The following is a 17936-nucleotide window of genomic DNA, read 5'->3' as shown; positions in this document are numbered from 1 at the left end:
GAACAGATTTATGGCCAACTCTATGACGCAGTTGATATGAGAGATTGAAGTCGATTATTGCGCGATACCTAGATGGAGCATAGGGTTTCTTTAATTGGCCATTAGCTAGGCTCAGGACGTATTAAAGGGATTCCCAACGTTAGGTTTTTATGATTCAATGACGACATCGAAGGAGGTGTTGTCATGGATGATCTGTTTTTGCTGAGTGAGGCGCAGATGCGCCGGATAGAGCCATATTTTCCTTTGTCCCACGCGATACCGAGAGTGGATGACCGCCGGATCGTGTCGGGTATCATTTATGTGATCAAGCATGGACTGATGTGGCGTGATGCACCGAAGGCTTATGGTCCGCATAAGACCATCTACAACCGCTTTATCCGCTGGAGCAGGCTTGGCGTGTTCAACCGCATTTTTGCCGAGCTGGCGGGCAAGGCGGGCGAGCCTGACCGGATCATGATCGATGCGACCCATCTCAAAGCGCACCGGACCGCCGCCAGCCTCCTAAAAGGGGGGCTTTACCCAGACGTATCGGGCGCACCAAAGGTGGGTTGAACTCAAAACTCCATGCCGTCTGCGACGGCGAAGGTCGCCCCATCATCCTGCTGCTGACGGAAGGACAGATGAGCGATTACAAGGGTGCTGCCCTGCTGCTTTCATCGCTACCACAGGCAATGGAACTGCTGGGGGACAAGGGATATGACAGTGACTGGTTCCGGTCCGCTCTGGCCGAACGTGGTATTACGGCGTGCATTCCACCACGCTCCAACCGAAAGGTGCAGCACCATTATGACAAAAGCCTCTACAAACAGCGCCACAAGATCGAGAATATCTTTGGCCGGATCAAGGACTGGAGACGCGTCGCCACCAGATACGACAGATGCGCCCACACCTTCTTCTCTGCTATCTGTATCGCAGCAACCGTCTGCTAATGGTTGTGATCAATGAGTCCTGAGCCTAGATTAGCGCAAAAGCACCTGCTTTTTCGATTTGACACCAAAGAGCGTCAATGTATCAAATCCGAGCTCGATTTGTGCGTATGCGTAGCTTTTAGATATGAGACAACCGACACTGCGGTATTTTGAGCGTAGGCTTTTCGAATCCGCATCTCTGGCATCGGGTCAGCCAAACCCTGATGAGCTTCCTATTCTCTGATTCAAGCGCATTAAGCCGCCGGGCCTTTGAGACATCGACTTTAACATTCCAAGTTTCCAACTATTTAGCATCGCTTCTCAAACACCGTGCATCCGAACAAGGTCGGCCGTGTTCATGTCTATCTCGCATTCCTCCGATACCCCAACAGTTGATTCTTTTGCAGACAGTAGGCTTCATTTTCTGGTCTTTTTTAGTGACTGACCGAAAACTAAGTTGAGTGGTATCAGCGGTTTAGCTTGACGCCGTCCCAAGTCATTGATTCAACGCAAGTGACAAAACTTCGCAAAGGACCGATGGGGAATGGACGGTGTTGGAACCGTTCTTCCCCCGGCCCAGCCATGTCGGTCGTCCGCGCAATTGGCCGATGCGGCGGATCGTTGAGGCAATGCTGTATATGCTGCGCGGTGGCCTGCCTTGGCGGATGATGCCACCGGGCTTTCCCCCAGCAACCACGGTGCAGCACTATTTTTACCTCTGGCGCGACGATGGCACATGGGCGCGGATCAACCATTACCTGATCCAGGATGCGCGAATAGCGCAAGGCAGTGAAGCCTCGCCCAGCGCTGGTGTCATCGATAGCCAGTCGGTCAAAACGACAGAAAGCGGCGGGATACGCGGCTATGACGCGGGCAAGAAGACCAAAGGCAGAAAGCGCCATATCATTACCGATACCAATGGCTTTCTGGTTCATGCCGTCATCCACAGCGCCGACATACAAGACCGCGATGGCGCGCCGCTTGTGCTCGCCAACATCCGTTCCACCTTCCCGTGGCTGCGTCATGTCTTCGCCGATGGCGGCTATGCAGGCGACAAGCTCAGAAAGGCACTGACAAAAATCGGCGACTGGACCATCGAGATTATCAAACGGTCAGATCGCGCAAAAGGCTTCATCGTTCTCCCCCGCCGATGGGTCGTCGAACGCACTTTCGCATGGTTGAACCGCAACCGCCGCCTTGCCAAGGACTTCGAGCAATCTATCGCTTCGGCAACGGCATGGATCTTCATGGCCTCCGTCCAACTCCTGACGCGGCGCATCGCAAAACCATGATATTAAACTGGAGGCCACCTCGAACAATGGCGATTTCGGGCTGAAGTAGCGATTTGGTTCCCGCACTGGCCAAGAAGCCCGATTATTTACGGGACGCGCCGGCCCGTTTTGGTGTGGTTCAGGCCTTCTGTGGGGTCTCTGGCCTCTGGCCTCATGTGGCGACGGCTGCCGCCCTTTCCAGCACCACCAGACGGCGCATGTTATAGGCTAGGTTCTGCATCCCGATCTTCACGCCTGCCCGGATGATGCCGATGGTGCGGACAAACTTTCCGCCCATGCTGTTGTGCTGGTTGCCAAACACATGCTCGACCCGTGCACGGACTTTTGAGCGGGTCTTGTTGGCGGCTTCCTGGCGCGGCGTGAGCGGCTTGCCCCGATTGCCGCGCCGGTGGATATGGCTCTTCATCGCGCGCTCGGCGAGCATCTCCTCACTCTCTTTGCTGCGATAGGCGCTATCGGCCGACACGCCGCTGGCGGTGTTATCAGGGTCAAGCACATCCTCTAGCTTCTGGCTGTCATGCACCGAGGCCGTGCTGACCGCGTAACGCCGCACCAGCTTGTGCCGACGGTCGATGTTGATGTGATTCTTGTAGCCGAAGTGCGACTTCCCATGCTTCTTCGTCCAGCGCGCATCCTTGTCTTTCTGGCGGTTCTTGGCGGGGTGTGCCTCCCAGTCTGCTGGCGTTCTCCCGGCTTTGACCGTCATATTATCATCGCGCGTGTTGCGCTGGCGCGGGGCCGGAACGATGGTCGCATCGATGATCTGACCGCCCATCGCAAGATAGCCCTTTGCTTTGAGGTAGCTGTCAAACTGATTGAACAGCCCCTCAACCGCCCCGGCTTTGCCGAGCGCTTCCCGATATAGCCACAGCGTTTTGGCATCTGGCACCGCATCTTCCAGTCCCAACCCGACGAACCGCATGAACGACAGCCGGTCGCGCAACTGATATTCCATCGCGTCGTCCGACAGATTGTAGAGCGCCTGAAGCACCAATGCCTTGAAGATCAGCACCTCATCCCAAGGCTTGCGGCCCGCCAAACTCTTACGGTCAGCGTCTGCACGCTGCAACCCGCCCTTCACCAGAGCTGACTTCAGCTTGACCCGGAACAGCTCAAAGGGAACCGCCGCCAATATCGCCACCAAAGGATCAGACTTCGCGTCCAGCCCCTCATAGCGATGCTCCAAATCAAAAAATCCCCGCTGGCTCATGATCCAAATTCCCCCGTTGCGTCAGAACCCTTGAATCGGATTTTGATCGCTCTGGGAAGGACTATATTTCGAGGTGGCCTAACGTCAGCGGTCATTTTTCACAAACCAAGCTCCGAATAGATAGAAAATTTGCTTTTTATTTTTCGTAGCTGGAATCGGATGCGCATGATCATAGGTCGATATTCTTTTTCCGGTTGTCAGTTCTAATTCGATTGCATGACCGGTGCGAGTATAGCTTAACAACGCCCTTTTACCGTCGGCTGAAAGGCTAATGTTACCTGCATTGATGGAATATTCAGCCGGATTTTGACGAGAATACAATACTTTTTCCGATCCATCCTTAAGGTCAATTTGTATCAGACGTGAAGAGAGTGAACTTTCAGAAGCTCCCATATTATCAAACAACAGGATCTTACCGTTTTCCACGAATTGCGCGCTATGCTGCACGGCAAAACTACCGGAAAAAGCACGTTTGATTAGTTGGCCATCTGCGCTGATTACCATCACCGCGCTAATCGCTTTGAACGATAAAAGCATGTCACCAGTTTCAAGCCAATCTGTTTCGGCCGCCTCTTCTGGCGAGGCTACGTCGACAAAATTGAGATGTAGGGGATCGCATGAATCTCTGCTTCGCGCCAGCAAGCTATTATAGCGTTTGTTATTGGCAACTAACCGAACTAGATCTATCCGCTTTTTTATTCTTCCATCGTGCCCCAAAACATGAACAAAGTCGGCGAATTGTTTGTCTGGCTTAGGGCATATTAGGTCTAATTGAATTTCTTTGGGAACGCCTTGATATTGATGATCATCGCGAATTTCATAAAACGGGCTATAAATGTCGCCATTGACAGTTAATTTCGCCCAGTGGTGATAAAAATCGCGCTTTCGCCAGACTACATTGCCTTCGCTATCAATTCTCGCTAGCCCCCACCCGTATGGAAAACTGTTGCGCAATGCTAATGAAACAAGCAAATCACCATTTTTGAACATTTGCAGTCCGACAACAGAGATATTTTTAGTTGGATCATTTCCTCCATATGAAAATTTCCCTTCAACTACGGATTTTGCATCCAGAAGAGCGCTCGATTTTAACGGCCATTTTCGAACCACATTTCCTTTTCGGTCATATTGTACGGCCAAACATCCCGGGCTGGGGCAAATATCCAGAAATTGACTGATGCCTCCTGCGACCAAAATATCGCTACCGTTAGGATCTAGCTGGCTAAAGCGCGATTTTGACGTCAGTCTACGGTCTTGTTCAAAATCCGCGAGATTCGGGGGACATTGCTATTCTCGATAGCCCGCAATGCGTGATAGGCGGACAATACTGATTTGAAAACATCGTAACTACCCAAATGTCGATGTGCTGATATCAAACCGCTGGCATGTGACCCAAGAATGAGTAGAAGCAAGAAGCTGATGATAGATATTTTTTTTGACATACAATCTATTTTCGATTGGTTTTTTGCTATGGCGACAAAACATACATTAGAGAAGAGAATTCCGAGATGAAAACGAAATATGGCCCTGTGTTTCTAGCCAAAGCGACGGGACTTGTGATGTCGCTGTTCGTTTTAATTCCCGATCCAGCCCAAGCCTATCTGGGACCTGGTTCCGGCTTGACGGCTATCGGTTCGATACTTGCCCTGGTCGGAGTGATTGGATTGGGTATAGTCGGCTTCATCTGGTATCCGATAAAGCGGCTAATCAACAAACTTCGCGGAGGCCGGAAGGAAACGGAAAACTCTGTTGAAACTTCGGATGACTGAAGCGGCACTTTTGGTGGTAAGTTCAGTAATTTTCGGTCTAATTTTTCAACGCAGTGGGCTTTGGGAGCGAACGCGCGCGATATTTACGACCACCAGAGGGACTCTCGGTCAACTGAGGCAAGCACATGTTTCTGATCGTACAAAAGAAATGGCTGCGCGGCGCTCGACCATTGATTTAATGCGTTATATTGCAATATCCGTTCCCTTATTAATCGCACTGGTAGCGCTGTCTGCTTTGCCAACAATAGCCGCGTTGCTCTTAGGATGGACCAGCGTTGGAGCATTGTGGTCGGCCAGTACCGATCCCGTGTTATTGGTCGTGACTTTTTTTGTATTCCTAGCTGCAACACGGTTCTAAGTTGAGGGATAAGCAAAAATATAGCGGTATTGATCGATTGGTCCATCGGTTGGCTTTTTCCAAACCAGTTCGATTTATGATGGAAGAATTGGAACAAAGTGGTCGCTTTGGGAAATTTGATGAGATCGAGAATATTGATCCGATTTATATTTGCGGCTTAGCTCGCAGCGGTACAACTATCTTGCTGCGTTATCTTGATTCGACTTTAACGATGGCGAGTCCCTCATACCGTGATATGCCGTTCCCCACTACACCCTTGGCTTGGAGGCATTTCTCTAGACCTCGACAGTTAGCCCTCGAACCTCTTGAACGAGGGCATGGGGATGGCATAACCATTGACGCCGACAGTCCTGAAGCGTTTGAAGAAATAATTTGGAAACAATATTATCCCGAACATTATTCTAATGATCAAATCAACCTCTGGGAAACGCTAGACGAAAAGCCTGAGGCAACGGCTGCGTTGCGCTCTTGGGGCCGTAAAGTTATTTTGGCTCGGAAGTATGACAATCCTCTGGCGAACCGGTTGTTGATCAAAAATAATGCCGGAATCGCTAGACTTTCGTTGATTACAAAAATTTATCCTAATGCTAAAATTCTTGTGCCTTTTCGCCACCCGGTTGCTCATGTCGCTTCGCTTATAAAGCGGCACATCCGCAGCGACAGCTCTCAGGAAATTAGCAGATTCAATAAACGTTATATGGACGATCTAGGCCACTATGAATTCGGTAAAGGAATGAAGATCATCAACTATCCCGGGATGAAAATGTGGAATGTCTCACAAGCGGAAAGCACTGATTTTTGGTTCGCATATTGGATGGCGTGCTATGGTTTCTTGCTCGACAACCCTCACGACCAGGTCATGTTTTTCGACCATGATGCGGCTTCAGCGGCTCCAGATAAGATGGCTGATAGACTCGCAGCTTTTTTGGGCATTGCGCGAACAAACTTGAACGATCCCAATGAATTTTACCAGAATCGGCCCCACGATTCCTTCGGATTGCCTAAAGAAGCAGGCGAGCTGTGGGAACGTCTACGTCAATCGCCCAAAAACCTAATACATCAAACTAGTGGAGCAATTTAAGGCCACCTCGAAATATAGTCCTTCCCAGAGCGATCAAAATCCGATTCAAGGGTTCTGACGCAACGGGGGAATTTGGATCATGAGCCAGCGGGGATTTTTTGATTTGGAGCATCGCTATGAGGGGCTGGACGCGAAGTCTGATCCTTTGGTGGCGATATTGGCGGCGGTTCCCTTTGAGCTGTTCCGGGTCAAGCTGAAGTCAGCTCTGGTGAAGGGCGGGTTGCAGCGTGCAGACGCTGACCGTAAGAGTTTGGCGGGCCGCAAGCCTTGGGATGAGGTGCTGATCTTCAAGGCATTGGTGCTTCAGGCGCTCTACAATCTGTCGGACGACGCGATGGAATATCAGTTGCGCGACCGGCTGTCGTTCATGCGGTTCGTCGGGTTGGGACTGGAAGATGCGGTGCCAGATGCCAAAACGCTGTGGCTATATCGGGAAGCGCTCGGCAAAGCCGGGGCGGTTGAGGGGCTGTTCAATCAGTTTGACAGCTACCTCAAAGCAAAGGGCTATCTTGCGATGGGCGGTCAGATCATCGATGCGACCATCGTTCCGGCCCCGCGCCAGCGCAACACGCGCGATGATAATATGACGGTCAAAGCCGGGAGAACGCCAGCAGACTGGGAGGCACACCCCGCCAAGAACCGCCAGAAAGACAAGGATGCGCGCTGGACGAAGAAGCATGGGAAGTCGCACTTCGGCTACAAGAATCACATCAACATCGACCGTCGGCACAAGCTGGTGCGGCGTTACGCGGTCAGCACGGCCTCGGTGCATGACAGCCAGAAGCTAGAGGATGTGCTTGACCCTGATAACACCGCCAGCGGCGTGTCGGCCGATAGCGCCTATCGCAGCAAAGAGAGTGAGGAGATGCTCGCCGAGCGCGCGATGAAGAGCCATATCCACCGGCGCGGCAATCGGGGCAAGCCGCTCACGCCGCGCCAGGAAGCCGCCAACAAGACCCGCTCAAAAGTCCGTGCACGGGTCGAGCATGTGTTTGGCAACCAGCACAACAGCATGGGCGGAAAGTTTGTCCGCACCATCGGCATCATCCGGGCAGGCGTGAAGATCGGGATGCAGAACCTAGCCTATAACATGCGCCGTCTGGTGGTGCTGGAAAGGGCGGCAGCCGTCGCCACATGAGGCCAGAGGCCAGAGACCCCACAGAAGGCCTGAACCACACCAAAACGGGCCGGCGCGTCCCGTAAATAATCGGGCTTCTTGGCCAGTGCGGGAACCAAATCGCTACTTCAGCCCGAAATCGCCATTGTTCGAGGTGGCCTTAACAATGTCTGGCGTGACCCCTTAAAATTCCTCCGGAATTGGTGAAGATCCGTCTTATGAAAGGGCGGGCTGATGAAGCGGATACGGTTTACAGAAGACCAGATAGTCGGTGTTTTTAGGCGGCGCCGAAGCAGGCGTAGAGGATTATAGCGCCGACTTGACGACGATATGTTGTTGCTCGCGGCGTAGTGATGAATTCGCGCTGCGTGCCAAGCTGCACGAACTGGCACAGGAGCAGCGTCCGTTCGGCTATCGACGTTTGCACATCTTCCTAAGCCGTGATGGTAGAATCATCAATCGCAAAAGACGCAACGGCTAGATAGTGACGAAGGCTTGACGGTACATCGACGTCTGCCTGCTCCAATCGTATACCGATCAACCCTAAACTCTAATCGCAACTAGATGAACGTGGGAAGGGCACGTGACAGAACCGTTAATTTCAGGCGATTTTCTCAATCGTAACAGAAGCATATATCTCATCACCTGTGCTGTTACCTGTTGCGGCGCCCAAGCCGGTCGCAGCAACGCCAACCTCGGTGTAATGCTGCAATTCAATTGTTTTTGTGCCAGTCAGCACTAAAATGTCCGAAAGAACAGAGTTACTGCGTCCAATATCAGCATTGGCTGTGTAAGCCGCTTCGCCAACTGACAAAGCACTACTGTCAGTGACATTATACAACCGGGCCTTATGACGATTTGATCGGAAAGCTAGGCTGTAACCATCTATTTTATAAGTCCCAGCAGGTAATGTGAATTGACTGGACGCAACAGAAGCGCCGGTAATTCCGTTAAACCGTTCAACAGTTGGACGCGTGACCCACGATGCAGTGACCGTATCACCGCCATTTGTTCCGCTACTAACTCGGTGCTGGACGATCATAAATCCACTACCAGCGCCAACCTCTTTGATTTCTCCCGTTGCAGGGTCGATGCGAAGATTGGCCGTTGCAGTCGTTTCCGTCGCGAGGTTAGGCGCAAAGACACTACCAGCATTAAAATGATGCGCGGTGATGTTTGCATCACCATAACTTACGGTGTTGGAGCCACGCCCCTCGGCGCTGAATCCAAATACGTTTTCGTTATAAACGGTATTGCTAGAACTTTTTGTGCGTGCTCCGATGTAAACGCTACATCTGCCACCTGTCTTTTCAGTATTCTCGCCACCGTTGATAAACCGTCCTGCCATATCGCCAAAAGCTGAGAGTTGGTGACCATCGCCTGCGGCAAAATCACCGGGACCGCTCCCAAATTTGCCCGAGCCGACTACAGCACGGAGTGAAGCATGGCCAAATGCCGCATTTTCGCTTGCAGCCTGTAGAGACTGCATTGTGTTAATACCGAATAGGCAGTTATCCATGCCGGTCGTCAGGTTGAGGCCAGCTTGAGTTCCTACTAATGTATTGTCGAGGGCACCGTTGGCAGTCGCTCCACAAAAGAAACCGACAAAAGTATTGCCATGGTTACCGATTGGCGAGCTGGGAGGGTAAGTCGTTACAACATCAATGGCTGTGAGATTTTTACCCGCCGAATAACCCAATAAAGTGTTATATCGGCCTGTTGTCAGATTGAGCCCCGCGTCGAAGCCGATAGCCGTATTAAATTGTCCGAAATCAGCAGACGTGTTTGCCAAATTGCGAAGGCCATTGCCAACTGCAACCGATCCAACTGGAATTTCTTCTGAAGCGCTTATTAATATTTGCGTCAAGGTAATTTCCTTTGATTTCGAATAAATGATCTGATGAGCGGGATTGAATGGAAATCATTGAAGCACAAAACACCGAAAGTGCAAGTTATATTCGCTAATATATTTGTCCATACAGCGCGTGTTTCAGAGAGTGGAGCTGCAGTCGCATGAAACCAAAGGAGGGACGCCATAAAGTATCGGAGTATGGCTATTGTACGATACACGATGATTACCGCAAAACAACTCGAAGTGAGTGAGGACTCTACGATAGAGATTTAGGGTCCGTACTCATTTGAGCCACCAGATGACGGTAGCCGCTATGGCGATGGTGGCCATGAAGTTTTTGATATTTCGGTCGAAGCGTGTGGCAACCCTACGCCAGTCTTTGAAGCGGCAGAACATGCGTTCAATGACGTTGCGCTGTCTGTAGATGGCAGGATCACAGTCGAGCTTGACCTTGCGGTGACGCTTGGGCGGGATGACCGCCATAGTGCCTCTTGATGCCAGCCAGGCTCTGAGTTCATCGCTGTCATAGCCTTTATCGCCAACCAGTTCAGCAGATGGCGGCATGGCCGCAATGCACTGTTTGGCAACCCGCATATCGTGTGCGTTGCCGGGTGTCAGCAGCAGGACAAGGGGCCTGCCTTTCACATCGCAGATAGCGTGGAGTTTGGTGTTCCGACCCCCGCGCGTTTGGCCGATACCATTGGCCAAGGCCCCCCTTTTGCGCCTCCGGCTGTCCGGTGGACCTTGATGCAGCTACTGTCGATAAACAGCCGGTCAGGTGCATCTTCGGCCCCAGCCAATGCGCTGAAGATGTCTTCCCATATCCCGCGCTCGGCCCAGCGCACAAAGCGGTTGTAGAGCGTCTTCTTTGGACCATAGACCGGCGGGCAATCACCCCAGCGACCACCGCTTTGCAGCGCATGGACAATCCCTGAGAGCACCCGGCGATCATCCACCCGCCTTGCGCCCTTGCCGTTCACTGGCAACAATGGCGCAATCCGTGCCCACTGCTCATCCGAAAACCAAAAGAAATCCGCCATATCCAATGCCTCCTCGATGAAAGCATTGAATCACATTCACGCCGCCTTGGGAATCCCCTTATTGGGTCCGGACCCTAGAATGATGGGGAACCGACGTTTTCAACTACTGCGCCCATTTCTGCTTTGCTCAGGCCGCGTCTGCCAGCTGTAATATTTACTACACCATGAATGATGATTTTTGCGCCTGCGGTCGATGCATGGAGGGCGTAGTCCGCCGGCAGCCCCGAAATGACCGGATCATATATTTCCAAACGACTGCCATTCGCAGCGGAAATGATTGCCGATTGATGTGGCACGGAATAACCAGTATTTCGAAGCGTCGGTTTAATGCGTATATTTTTGGTATTTGGCGCTGTGCAAACAATGCCGTGCTGCCCCGATCCGTCCAGAATGATACTTAGGTCAAGATCGCGGATTGGTGAGGCGCCTTGGATCACTATACCATGGGCTGTTGCATTCTTAATTACCAGATCGGCCCGAACTGCGCTCACTTTGCCAACAATTGCTATTCCAACCCCGGTATCATTCACGGCTCCCTGCATTGTAACATCTGAAATTGATCCTTTGCCGGAAATCACGGCGATTTCGACAAAATTGGAGGCAATCGAACGTCCGTTAACTCCATTCACCACGATATTGGATATATCGATACTATTATTATCTATTGTCGATTGAATTTTAATTCCTGACAGATTTATGTTCTCTAGGCGGGGGTTGGAAATAACCAGATTTCCGCTTTGCAGATAAAATGCGTGCTGTCCTTCAATGTCATGAATATACGGCTCGCTGACGGTGATTCCACGATCTGGCTGATCATCGTTCGCACTTTCATTCAAAATGCCATGCGCCACGTTGCTGATTTCGGGGCGTTCGATTGTGACATTCTCGCAATTTCCGGCCGGGCTATGATGAAGATAGATACCGATTTGAAAATTGGCCCAATAATAGGGCGCATCATTTATAATCGGTGTTGAAATTCGATGTGTTCCAGAAATTTTTGAATTTTGAATTTTGACATCAGTGCAGTCAAACAACGCAATGCCCGAATGTCCGCAGTTTTCGATCACCGGATCGATGATTTTGATGTTTGAACACCGATGAAAGTCTATTGCCCGATCATTGCGCCCACTGTTTCCGGTCCAGAAAACAGGGGTGTCGTAAATGCGGGTTCCAACATGTTCCCAAAATACGGAGCCGTCTTTATTTGTAGCACCAAACCCTGTTGGTTTGCGCCTCCGTGAGCTGATACCAGTGGCAGTGCAGCGATAAACCTGATTGTTTCCATTGTGACAGAATTCGCCAACTGCATATCGTGTCGAAGCTGTCCAGCGTGGTGCATTATGTCGGTTGTAAATCAGATAATGGTCACCCCCGCCATAATAACTGCCCTCTCCCGCTAATCTGCCACCAGCAAAATCTAGCGTCAAATTTTGCACCGAATTGGCAAAAAAAATCTGACAGTTTTCGGTTTTCTGGACAATTTTGACGCCGGGGGCAAAATGAATCACCTGGTTAGTGCGAAGGACTAGTTTATCGGATATCGCATAAGTTCCATTTGGAAAAAATACTACGCGATTTACCTCAATAGCAGCCTGAATCGCCAATGTATCGTCAGCAATACCATCTCCAAATGCTCCAAATTGCTGCGGTGATATGCTGTTGGCCGATTTTTGTAATATCGCTGCGTCGGTTCGAATAAGCGTTGCTTGCAAAGCCACCATCGGCCCGATCATCGCCGTAGTTAATGTTTGACTAAGAAACCTTCTCCTGCTGGCCTGAATAAGTGGTGCCGTTTCAAATCTGGTAATACCTTCAGTTGAATGGACATTTCGAATTTTCATCATTTTAAGATTTTAGTACCCGATACCTGAAAACGGCAAATTTTCTGTTTATTGAAGACAGCTTTGTACGATAAGAAGGTTAAATGACTGGTTCATTAACCGCAAGATTTAAGGGATTAGCTTATCGGCGATGTTTTTGAGACAGATTAAAATGTCGGCGATTGCGCATTTTGGACATTCAACTTCTAGGCTCAGGACTCATTGATCACAACCATTAGCAGACGGTTGCTGCGATACAGATAGCAGAGAAGAAGGTGTGGGCGCATCTGTCGTATCTGGTGGCGACGCGTCTCCAGTCCTTGATCCGGCCAAAGATATTCTCGATCTTGTGGCGCTGTTTGTAGAGGCTTTTGTCATAATGGTGCTGTACCTTTCGGTTGGAGCGTGGTGGAATGCACGCCGTAATACCACGTTCGGCCAGAGCGGACCGGAACCAGTCACTGTCATATCCCTTGTCCCCCAGCAGTTTCCTTGCCTGTGGTAGCGATGAAAGCAGCAGGGCAGCACCCTTGTGATCGCTCATCTGCCCCTCGGTCAGCAGCAGGATGATGGGGCGACCTTCGCCGTCGCAGACGGCATGGAGTTTTGAGTTCAACCCACCTTTGGTGCGCCCGATACGTCTGGGTAAAGCCCCCCTTTTAGGAGGCTGGCGGCGGTCCGGTGCGCTTTGAGATGGGTCGCATCGATCATGATCCGGTCAGGCTCGCCCGCCTTGCCCGCCAGCTCGGCAAAAATGCGGTTGAACACGCCAAGCCTGCTCCAGCGGATAAAGCGGTTGTAGATGGTCTTATGCGGACCATAAGCCTTCGGTGCATCACGCCACATCAGTCCATGCTTGATCACATAAATGATACCCGACACGATCCGGCGGTCATCCACTCTCGGTATCGCGTGGGACAAAGGAAAATATGGCTCTATCCGGCGCATCTGCGCCTCACTCAGCAAAAACAGATCATCCATGACAACACCTCCTTCGATGTCGTCATTGAATCATAAAAACCTAACGTTGGGAATCCCTTTAATACGTCCTGAGCCTAGCTAATTGAAATGCACTGCATCAAAAAAAAGCTCGAGATCATATACAGGCCACCTCGAACAATGGCGATTTCGGGCTGAAGTAGCGATTTGGTTCCCGCACTGGCCAAGAAGCCCGATTATTTACGGGACGCGCCGGCCCGTTTTGGTGTGGTTCAGGCCTTCTGTGGGGTCTCTGGCCTCTGGCCTCATGTGGCGACGGCTGCCGCCCTTTCCAGCACCACCAGACGGCGCATGTTATAGGCTAGGTTCTGCATCCCGATCTTCACGCCTGCCCGGATGATGCCGATGGTGCGGACAAACTTTCCGCCCATGCTGTTGTGCTGGTTGCCAAACACATGCTCGACCCGTGCACGGACTTTTGAGCGGGTCTTGTTGGCGGCTTCCTGGCGCGGCGTGAGCGGCTTGCCCCGATTGCCGCGCCGGTGGATATGGCTCTTCATCGCGCGCTCGGCGAGCATCTCCTCACTCTCTTTGCTGCGATAGGCGCTATCGGCCGACACGCCGCTGGCGGTGTTATCAGGGTCAAGCACATCCTCTAGCTTCTGGCTGTCATGCACCGAGGCCGTGCTGACCGCGTAACGCCGCACCAGCTTGTGCCGACGGTCGATGTTGATGTGATTCTTGTAGCCGAAGTGCGACTTCCCATGCTTCTTCGTCCAGCGCGCATCCTTGTCTTTCTGGCGGTTCTTGGCGGGGTGTGCCTCCCAGTCTGCTGGCGTTCTCCCGGCTTTGACCGTCATATTATCATCGCGCGTGTTGCGCTGGCGCGGGGCCGGAACGATGGTCGCATCGATGATCTGACCGCCCATCGCAAGATAGCCCTTTGCTTTGAGGTAGCTGTCAAACTGATTGAACAGCCCCTCAACCGCCCCGGCTTTGCCGAGCGCTTCCCGATATAGCCACAGCGTTTTGGCATCTGGCACCGCATCTTCCAGTCCCAACCCGACGAACCGCATGAACGACAGCCGGTCGCGCAACTGATATTCCATCGCGTCGTCCGACAGATTGTAGAGCGCCTGAAGCACCAATGCCTTGAAGATCAACACCTCATCCCAAGGCTTGCGGCCCGCCAAACTCTTACGGTCAGCGTCTGCACGCTGCAACCCGCCCTTCACCAGAGCTGACTTCAGCTTGACCCGGAACAGCTCAAAGGGAACCGCCGCCAATATCGCCACCAAAGGATCAGACTTCGCGTCCAGCCCCTCATAGCGATGCTCCAAATCAAAAAATCCCCGCTGGCTCATGATCCAAATTCCCCCGTTGCGTCAGAACCCTTGAATCGGATTTTGATCGCTCTGGGAAGGACTATATTTCGAGGTGGCCTTCAGCTAGCGACAATTGCAAAGACTATCCGGAACCCGAGAAGGACGATGTTTCTGTTAGGAACTGAGGGGGGAACTCAATCGCTTAGTGACTGACCGAAAACTAAGTTGAGTGGTATCAGCGGTTTAGCTTGACGCCGTCCCAAGTCATTGATTCAACGCAAGTGACAAAACTTCGCAAAGGACCGATGGGGAATGGACGGTGTTGGAACCGTTCTTCCCCCGGCCCAGCCATGTCGGTCGTCCGCGCAATTGGCCGATGCGGCGGATCGTTGAGGCAATGCTGTATATGCTGCGCGGTGGCCTGCCTTGGCGGATGATGCCACCGGGCTTTCCCCCAGCAACCACGGTGCAGCACTATTTTTACCTCTGGCGCGACGATGGCACATGGGCGCGGATCAACCATTACCTGATCCAGGATGCGCGAATAGCGCAAGGCAGTGAAGCCTCGCCCAGCGCTGGTGTCATCGATAGCCAGTCGGTCAAAACGACAGAAAGCGGCGGGATACGCGGCTATGACGCGGGCAAGAAGACCAAAGGCAGAAAGCGCCATATCATTACCGATACCAATGGCTTTCTGGTTCATGCCGTCATCCACAGCGCCGACATACAAGACCGCGATGGCGCGCCGCTTGTGCTCGCCAACATCCGTTCCACCTTCCCGTGGCTGCGTCATGTCTTCGCCGATGGCGGCTATGCAGGCGACAAGCTCAGAAAGGCACTGACAAAAATCGGCGACTGGACGGTTCAGATCATCAAACGCTCTGATCGCCTCAAGGGCTTGGTTATCCTGCCCCGCTGATGGGTCGTCGAACGCACTTTCGCATGGTTGAACCGCAACCGCCGTCTTGCCAAGGACTTCGAGCAATCTATCGCTTCGGCAACCGCATGGACCTTCATGGCATCCGTCCAACTCCTGACGCGGCGCATCGCAAAACCATGATATTAAACAGCATAATTATCGGTCAGACTCTAAGGCTCCGGAGATGTGGAAAATATCAGTGCGCACTGTCCGCACGGATGATAAACAATTTTCTGCGGTGCGAGATAGTGATTCGCTATCGCTCGCGGCAAGGATTTTCAGATTGCTGAAATTTAGCCGGTCGATAAGAGTGCGGATCGCACGCATTCTTAATACGGCGTCTACTACGAGCTTGCAATATTCGCCCAGGACATTTTGTTTTTAGTGTCCATTATCGGCACAAGCCCCATTTCGGGAAAAATACCCAATAAAATCAATGGTAAATGGAGGACACGGAGGGATTCGAACCCTCGAAGCCCGTAAAGGCTTGTCTCCTTAGCAAGGAGGTGGTTTCAGCCGCTCACCCACGTGTCCTCACGTTTGGCGTACCAATTGTTGGCCAAGATCGAGGCGTATAACGTCTCGCATCGGTGGTTGCAACGGGTAAAGTTCGCAATCAATCAATTGAAATGTCACCGGGAAACTGCATCCTGGACGAAGTCAAATTCATGGAAAACCGCCAAAACCGCTCAATACATCGCAAAATCGACTCAACTCGTCGTCCGTTCATTGCGCAGTCATATGTGGGAGGCGAAGTCTGCAGGTGGCTGGTGATGGGAAGGAGTTTACCCATGACGAAGTCGTGCCCGAAGGAAATCTCTGTGATGAAAACGTCTCCAATGACGGCCGCGGGCAAGAAATTGCTCAGCTTTTTTGCTGTATTCGCGCTGGCTGCAACACCTGTATTTGCGCCCGCGATGGCTCAGGTCCAAACCATTGATCCCAATGATGCGATTGACGCGGATCTGGCGACGCCCGATTATGATGGCACGCTGGAAGCGCCTGTTTCCAGACCGGAAATGTCCAAAGAAGCGCCGATGAGCGGCGGACTTGATCTGGATCTGGGTCAACCCGAGCAATCAGGCGCGGTTGATGGGACCGCATCCGACGCCGGCAACAGCAACGCAATCGCAAATGTCGATGATGAGACCACCTATCAGGATGACGACTTGATCGGCGCTGCAGAAGGCGTGTTCGGCAAGGGTGCCAAGGGCCTAGCCGGTGTGATTGAAGATATCCTCAAGAAACAGGGCCGCCCCAATGCCTATATCACCGGGCGCGAGGCGAGCGGTGCATTTGTTGTCGGGCTGCGTTACGGTTCAGGCAAATTATTCCACAAAATCGAAGGCGAACGTCCGGTCTACTGGACCGGACCTTCCATCGGATTTGATGTCGGGGGAAATGCAGCAAACAGCTTTGTCCTCGTCTATAATCTGTATGACTCGGAAGATCTGTACCAGCGTTTTCCTGCTGGTGAGGGCGCGGCCTATTTCGTAGGCGGTTTCCATGTCAGCTACTTGCGCAGCGGCGACAAGGTACTCATTCCGGTTCGTCTGGGTGCCGGCCTCAGACTGGGCGCAAACATCGGTTATATGAAGTTTAGCAAGAAGCAGAAGTGGCTGCCTTTCTAGGGCTGGCCTTCTGACACGAATTTCCGGTCGGCGGGCCCTGTAAACGGGCCACGGGTCACGCCGCCGACCGGATCTTTTCCATCCGGAATAAATAGCGCGCCAATATATCTATCTCCAGATTAACCGCGCGGCCCGCTTCCAGTTCACCCAAAGTCGTGACTGCGGCGGTATGCGGAATGATGTTCAGATCAAACACCGTCCCGGCATCGCTATCTTCCACCGCATTTACGGTGAGCGATACCCCGTTCACGGTGATTGATCCCTTCGGCGCGACGTAGCCCGCCAGTTCGCTCGGTACTTTAATCCGGGCCGTATGCGAATCTCCGGTTTCTGTCCAGGAAACCACTTCTCCAACGCCGTCGATATGGCCGGTCACAATATGTCCGCCCAGTTCTTCACCCACCTTGAGCGCGCGTTCGAGATTGATTTTGCGCCCTTCGGAAAACTGGCCTTGCTCGGTGCAGGAAATCGTTTCCGCGGAAATATCAACCGCAAACCAGTTCGAGCCTTTCTCCACCACCGTCAGGCAGATGCCAGCACAGCAAATGGACGCACCGATATCGACGGCAGACATATCATAGCTGCAGGATATTTTCGCGCGCAGATCGCCGCGCTGCTGCAACTCCGCAATGGTGCCGATATCCGAAACTATGCCTGTGAACATGCTATTTCCTG

General features: G+C 52.2%; 14 protein-coding genes, 1 tRNA gene and 2 pseudogenes. 8 read left to right on the top strand and 9 right to left on the bottom strand.

All coding sequences use genetic code 11. The features are described 5' to 3' along the window. Positions 1-183: 183 nt before the first annotated feature. A protein-coding gene (locus tag HF685_RS11010; protein WP_168819974.1) for an IS5 family transposase occupies positions 184-929 on the top strand; the annotation gives its coding sequence in 2 pieces (ribosomal slippage) (positions 184-502 and positions 502-929; 747 coding nt in all). Between the two features lie 503 nt (positions 930-1432). After that, positions 1433-2200: pseudogene (locus tag HF685_RS11005) on the top strand (IS5 family transposase); the annotation flags it as partial. A 151-nt stretch (positions 2201-2351) separates the two neighbouring features. On the opposite strand, the gene HF685_RS11000 reads toward HF685_RS11005, so the two are convergent. Both HF685_RS11000 and HF685_RS10995 read right to left on the bottom strand, forming a co-directional pair. Continuing rightward, a complete protein-coding gene (locus tag HF685_RS11000; RefSeq protein ID WP_168819961.1) occupies positions 2352-3410 on the bottom strand; it encodes an IS5 family transposase in 1059 nt (352 codons plus the stop codon). Positions 3411-3494: 84 nt separating this feature from the next. Continuing rightward, positions 3495-4604, bottom strand: a complete 1110-nt coding sequence (locus HF685_RS10995; RefSeq protein ID WP_168819972.1) for an arylsulfotransferase family protein — start codon at positions 4602-4604, stop codon at positions 3495-3497. 314 nt (positions 4605-4918) lie between these two features. Here HF685_RS10995 and HF685_RS10990 point away from each other — a divergent pair, with 314 nt between their 5' ends. From HF685_RS10990 to HF685_RS10975, 4 genes are all read left to right on the top strand, one after another. After that, positions 4919-5179, top strand: a complete 261-nt coding sequence (locus HF685_RS10990; protein WP_211051136.1) for a hypothetical protein — start codon at positions 4919-4921, stop codon at positions 5177-5179. Continuing rightward, positions 5172-5537 carry a hypothetical protein gene (locus HF685_RS10985; RefSeq protein ID WP_168819970.1) on the top strand — a complete coding sequence of 122 codons (366 nt, stop codon included), beginning with the start codon at positions 5172-5174 and terminating at the stop codon, positions 5535-5537. Before HF685_RS10990 ends, HF685_RS10985 begins: the two co-directional genes overlap by 8 nt. A 76-nt stretch (positions 5538-5613) precedes the next feature. Further along, positions 5614-6618 (top strand): sulfotransferase, encoded by a 1005-nt coding sequence (locus HF685_RS10980; RefSeq protein WP_168819968.1) that lies wholly within the window; start codon positions 5614-5616, stop codon positions 6616-6618. A gap of 79 nt (positions 6619-6697) precedes the next feature. Next, positions 6698-7756, top strand: a complete 1059-nt coding sequence (locus HF685_RS10975; RefSeq protein ID WP_168819961.1) for an IS5 family transposase — start codon at positions 6698-6700, stop codon at positions 7754-7756. 580 nt (positions 7757-8336) lie between these two features. On the opposite strand, the gene HF685_RS10970 is transcribed toward HF685_RS10975, so the two are convergent. The 5 genes from HF685_RS10970 to HF685_RS10950 form a co-directional block, all read right to left on the bottom strand. Beyond that, complete coding sequence (locus tag HF685_RS10970; protein WP_168819966.1) at positions 8337-9434, bottom strand: hypothetical protein; 1098 nt, start codon at positions 9432-9434, stop codon at positions 8337-8339. A 435-nt stretch (positions 9435-9869) separates the two neighbouring features. Beyond that, positions 9870-10627 (bottom strand): IS5 family transposase gene (locus tag HF685_RS10965; RefSeq protein WP_168819964.1). Its coding sequence is split into 2 segments (ribosomal slippage): positions 9870-10294 and positions 10294-10627, totalling 759 coding nucleotides; the frame shifts between segments, so codons are not numbered across the junction. A 74-nt stretch (positions 10628-10701) separates the two neighbouring features. After that, the gene (locus HF685_RS10960) at positions 10702-12471 is read right to left on the bottom strand and encodes a glycosyl hydrolase family 28-related protein (RefSeq protein WP_168819963.1); all 1770 of its coding nucleotides are present in this window, start codon (positions 12469-12471) and stop codon (positions 10702-10704) included. 211 nt (positions 12472-12682) lie between these two features. Then, a protein-coding gene (locus HF685_RS10955; RefSeq protein WP_168819962.1) for an IS5 family transposase occupies positions 12683-13428 on the bottom strand; the annotation gives its coding sequence in 2 pieces (ribosomal slippage) (positions 12683-13110 and positions 13110-13428; 747 coding nt in all). A gap of 263 nt (positions 13429-13691) precedes the next feature. Then, positions 13692-14750 carry an IS5 family transposase gene (locus tag HF685_RS10950; RefSeq protein WP_168819961.1) on the bottom strand — a complete coding sequence of 353 codons (1059 nt, stop codon included), beginning with the start codon at positions 14748-14750 and terminating at the stop codon, positions 13692-13694. A 253-nt stretch (positions 14751-15003) separates the two neighbouring features. Between HF685_RS10950 and HF685_RS10945 the strand changes: the two are divergent. Continuing rightward, positions 15004-15771, top strand: a pseudogene (locus HF685_RS10945) (IS5 family transposase); the annotation flags it as partial. A 303-nt stretch (positions 15772-16074) separates the two neighbouring features. Here the strand turns inward: HF685_RS10945 and HF685_RS10940 are convergent. Then, positions 16075-16164, bottom strand: a tRNA-Ser gene (locus HF685_RS10940). A 290-nt stretch (positions 16165-16454) separates the two neighbouring features. Here HF685_RS10940 and HF685_RS10935 point away from each other — a divergent pair. After that, positions 16455-17261: a DUF1134 domain-containing protein gene (locus HF685_RS10935; protein WP_425500159.1), complete on the top strand. Its 807-nt coding sequence runs from the start codon at positions 16455-16457 to the stop codon at positions 17259-17261. 55 nt (positions 17262-17316) lie between these two features. Here HF685_RS10935 and HF685_RS10930 read toward each other — a convergent pair whose 3' ends face one another. After that, positions 17317-17925, bottom strand: coding sequence for a riboflavin synthase (locus tag HF685_RS10930; RefSeq protein WP_168819960.1), 609 nt, complete (start codon positions 17923-17925; stop codon positions 17317-17319). Between the last annotated feature and the right edge of the window lie 11 nt (positions 17926-17936).

This window comes from Parasphingorhabdus halotolerans, assembly GCF_012516475.1.
In the GTDB taxonomy this organism is placed as follows: Bacteria; Pseudomonadota; Alphaproteobacteria; order Sphingomonadales; family Sphingomonadaceae; genus Parasphingorhabdus; species Parasphingorhabdus halotolerans.
This window is presented reverse-complemented; position numbering and strand designations above follow the sequence as displayed.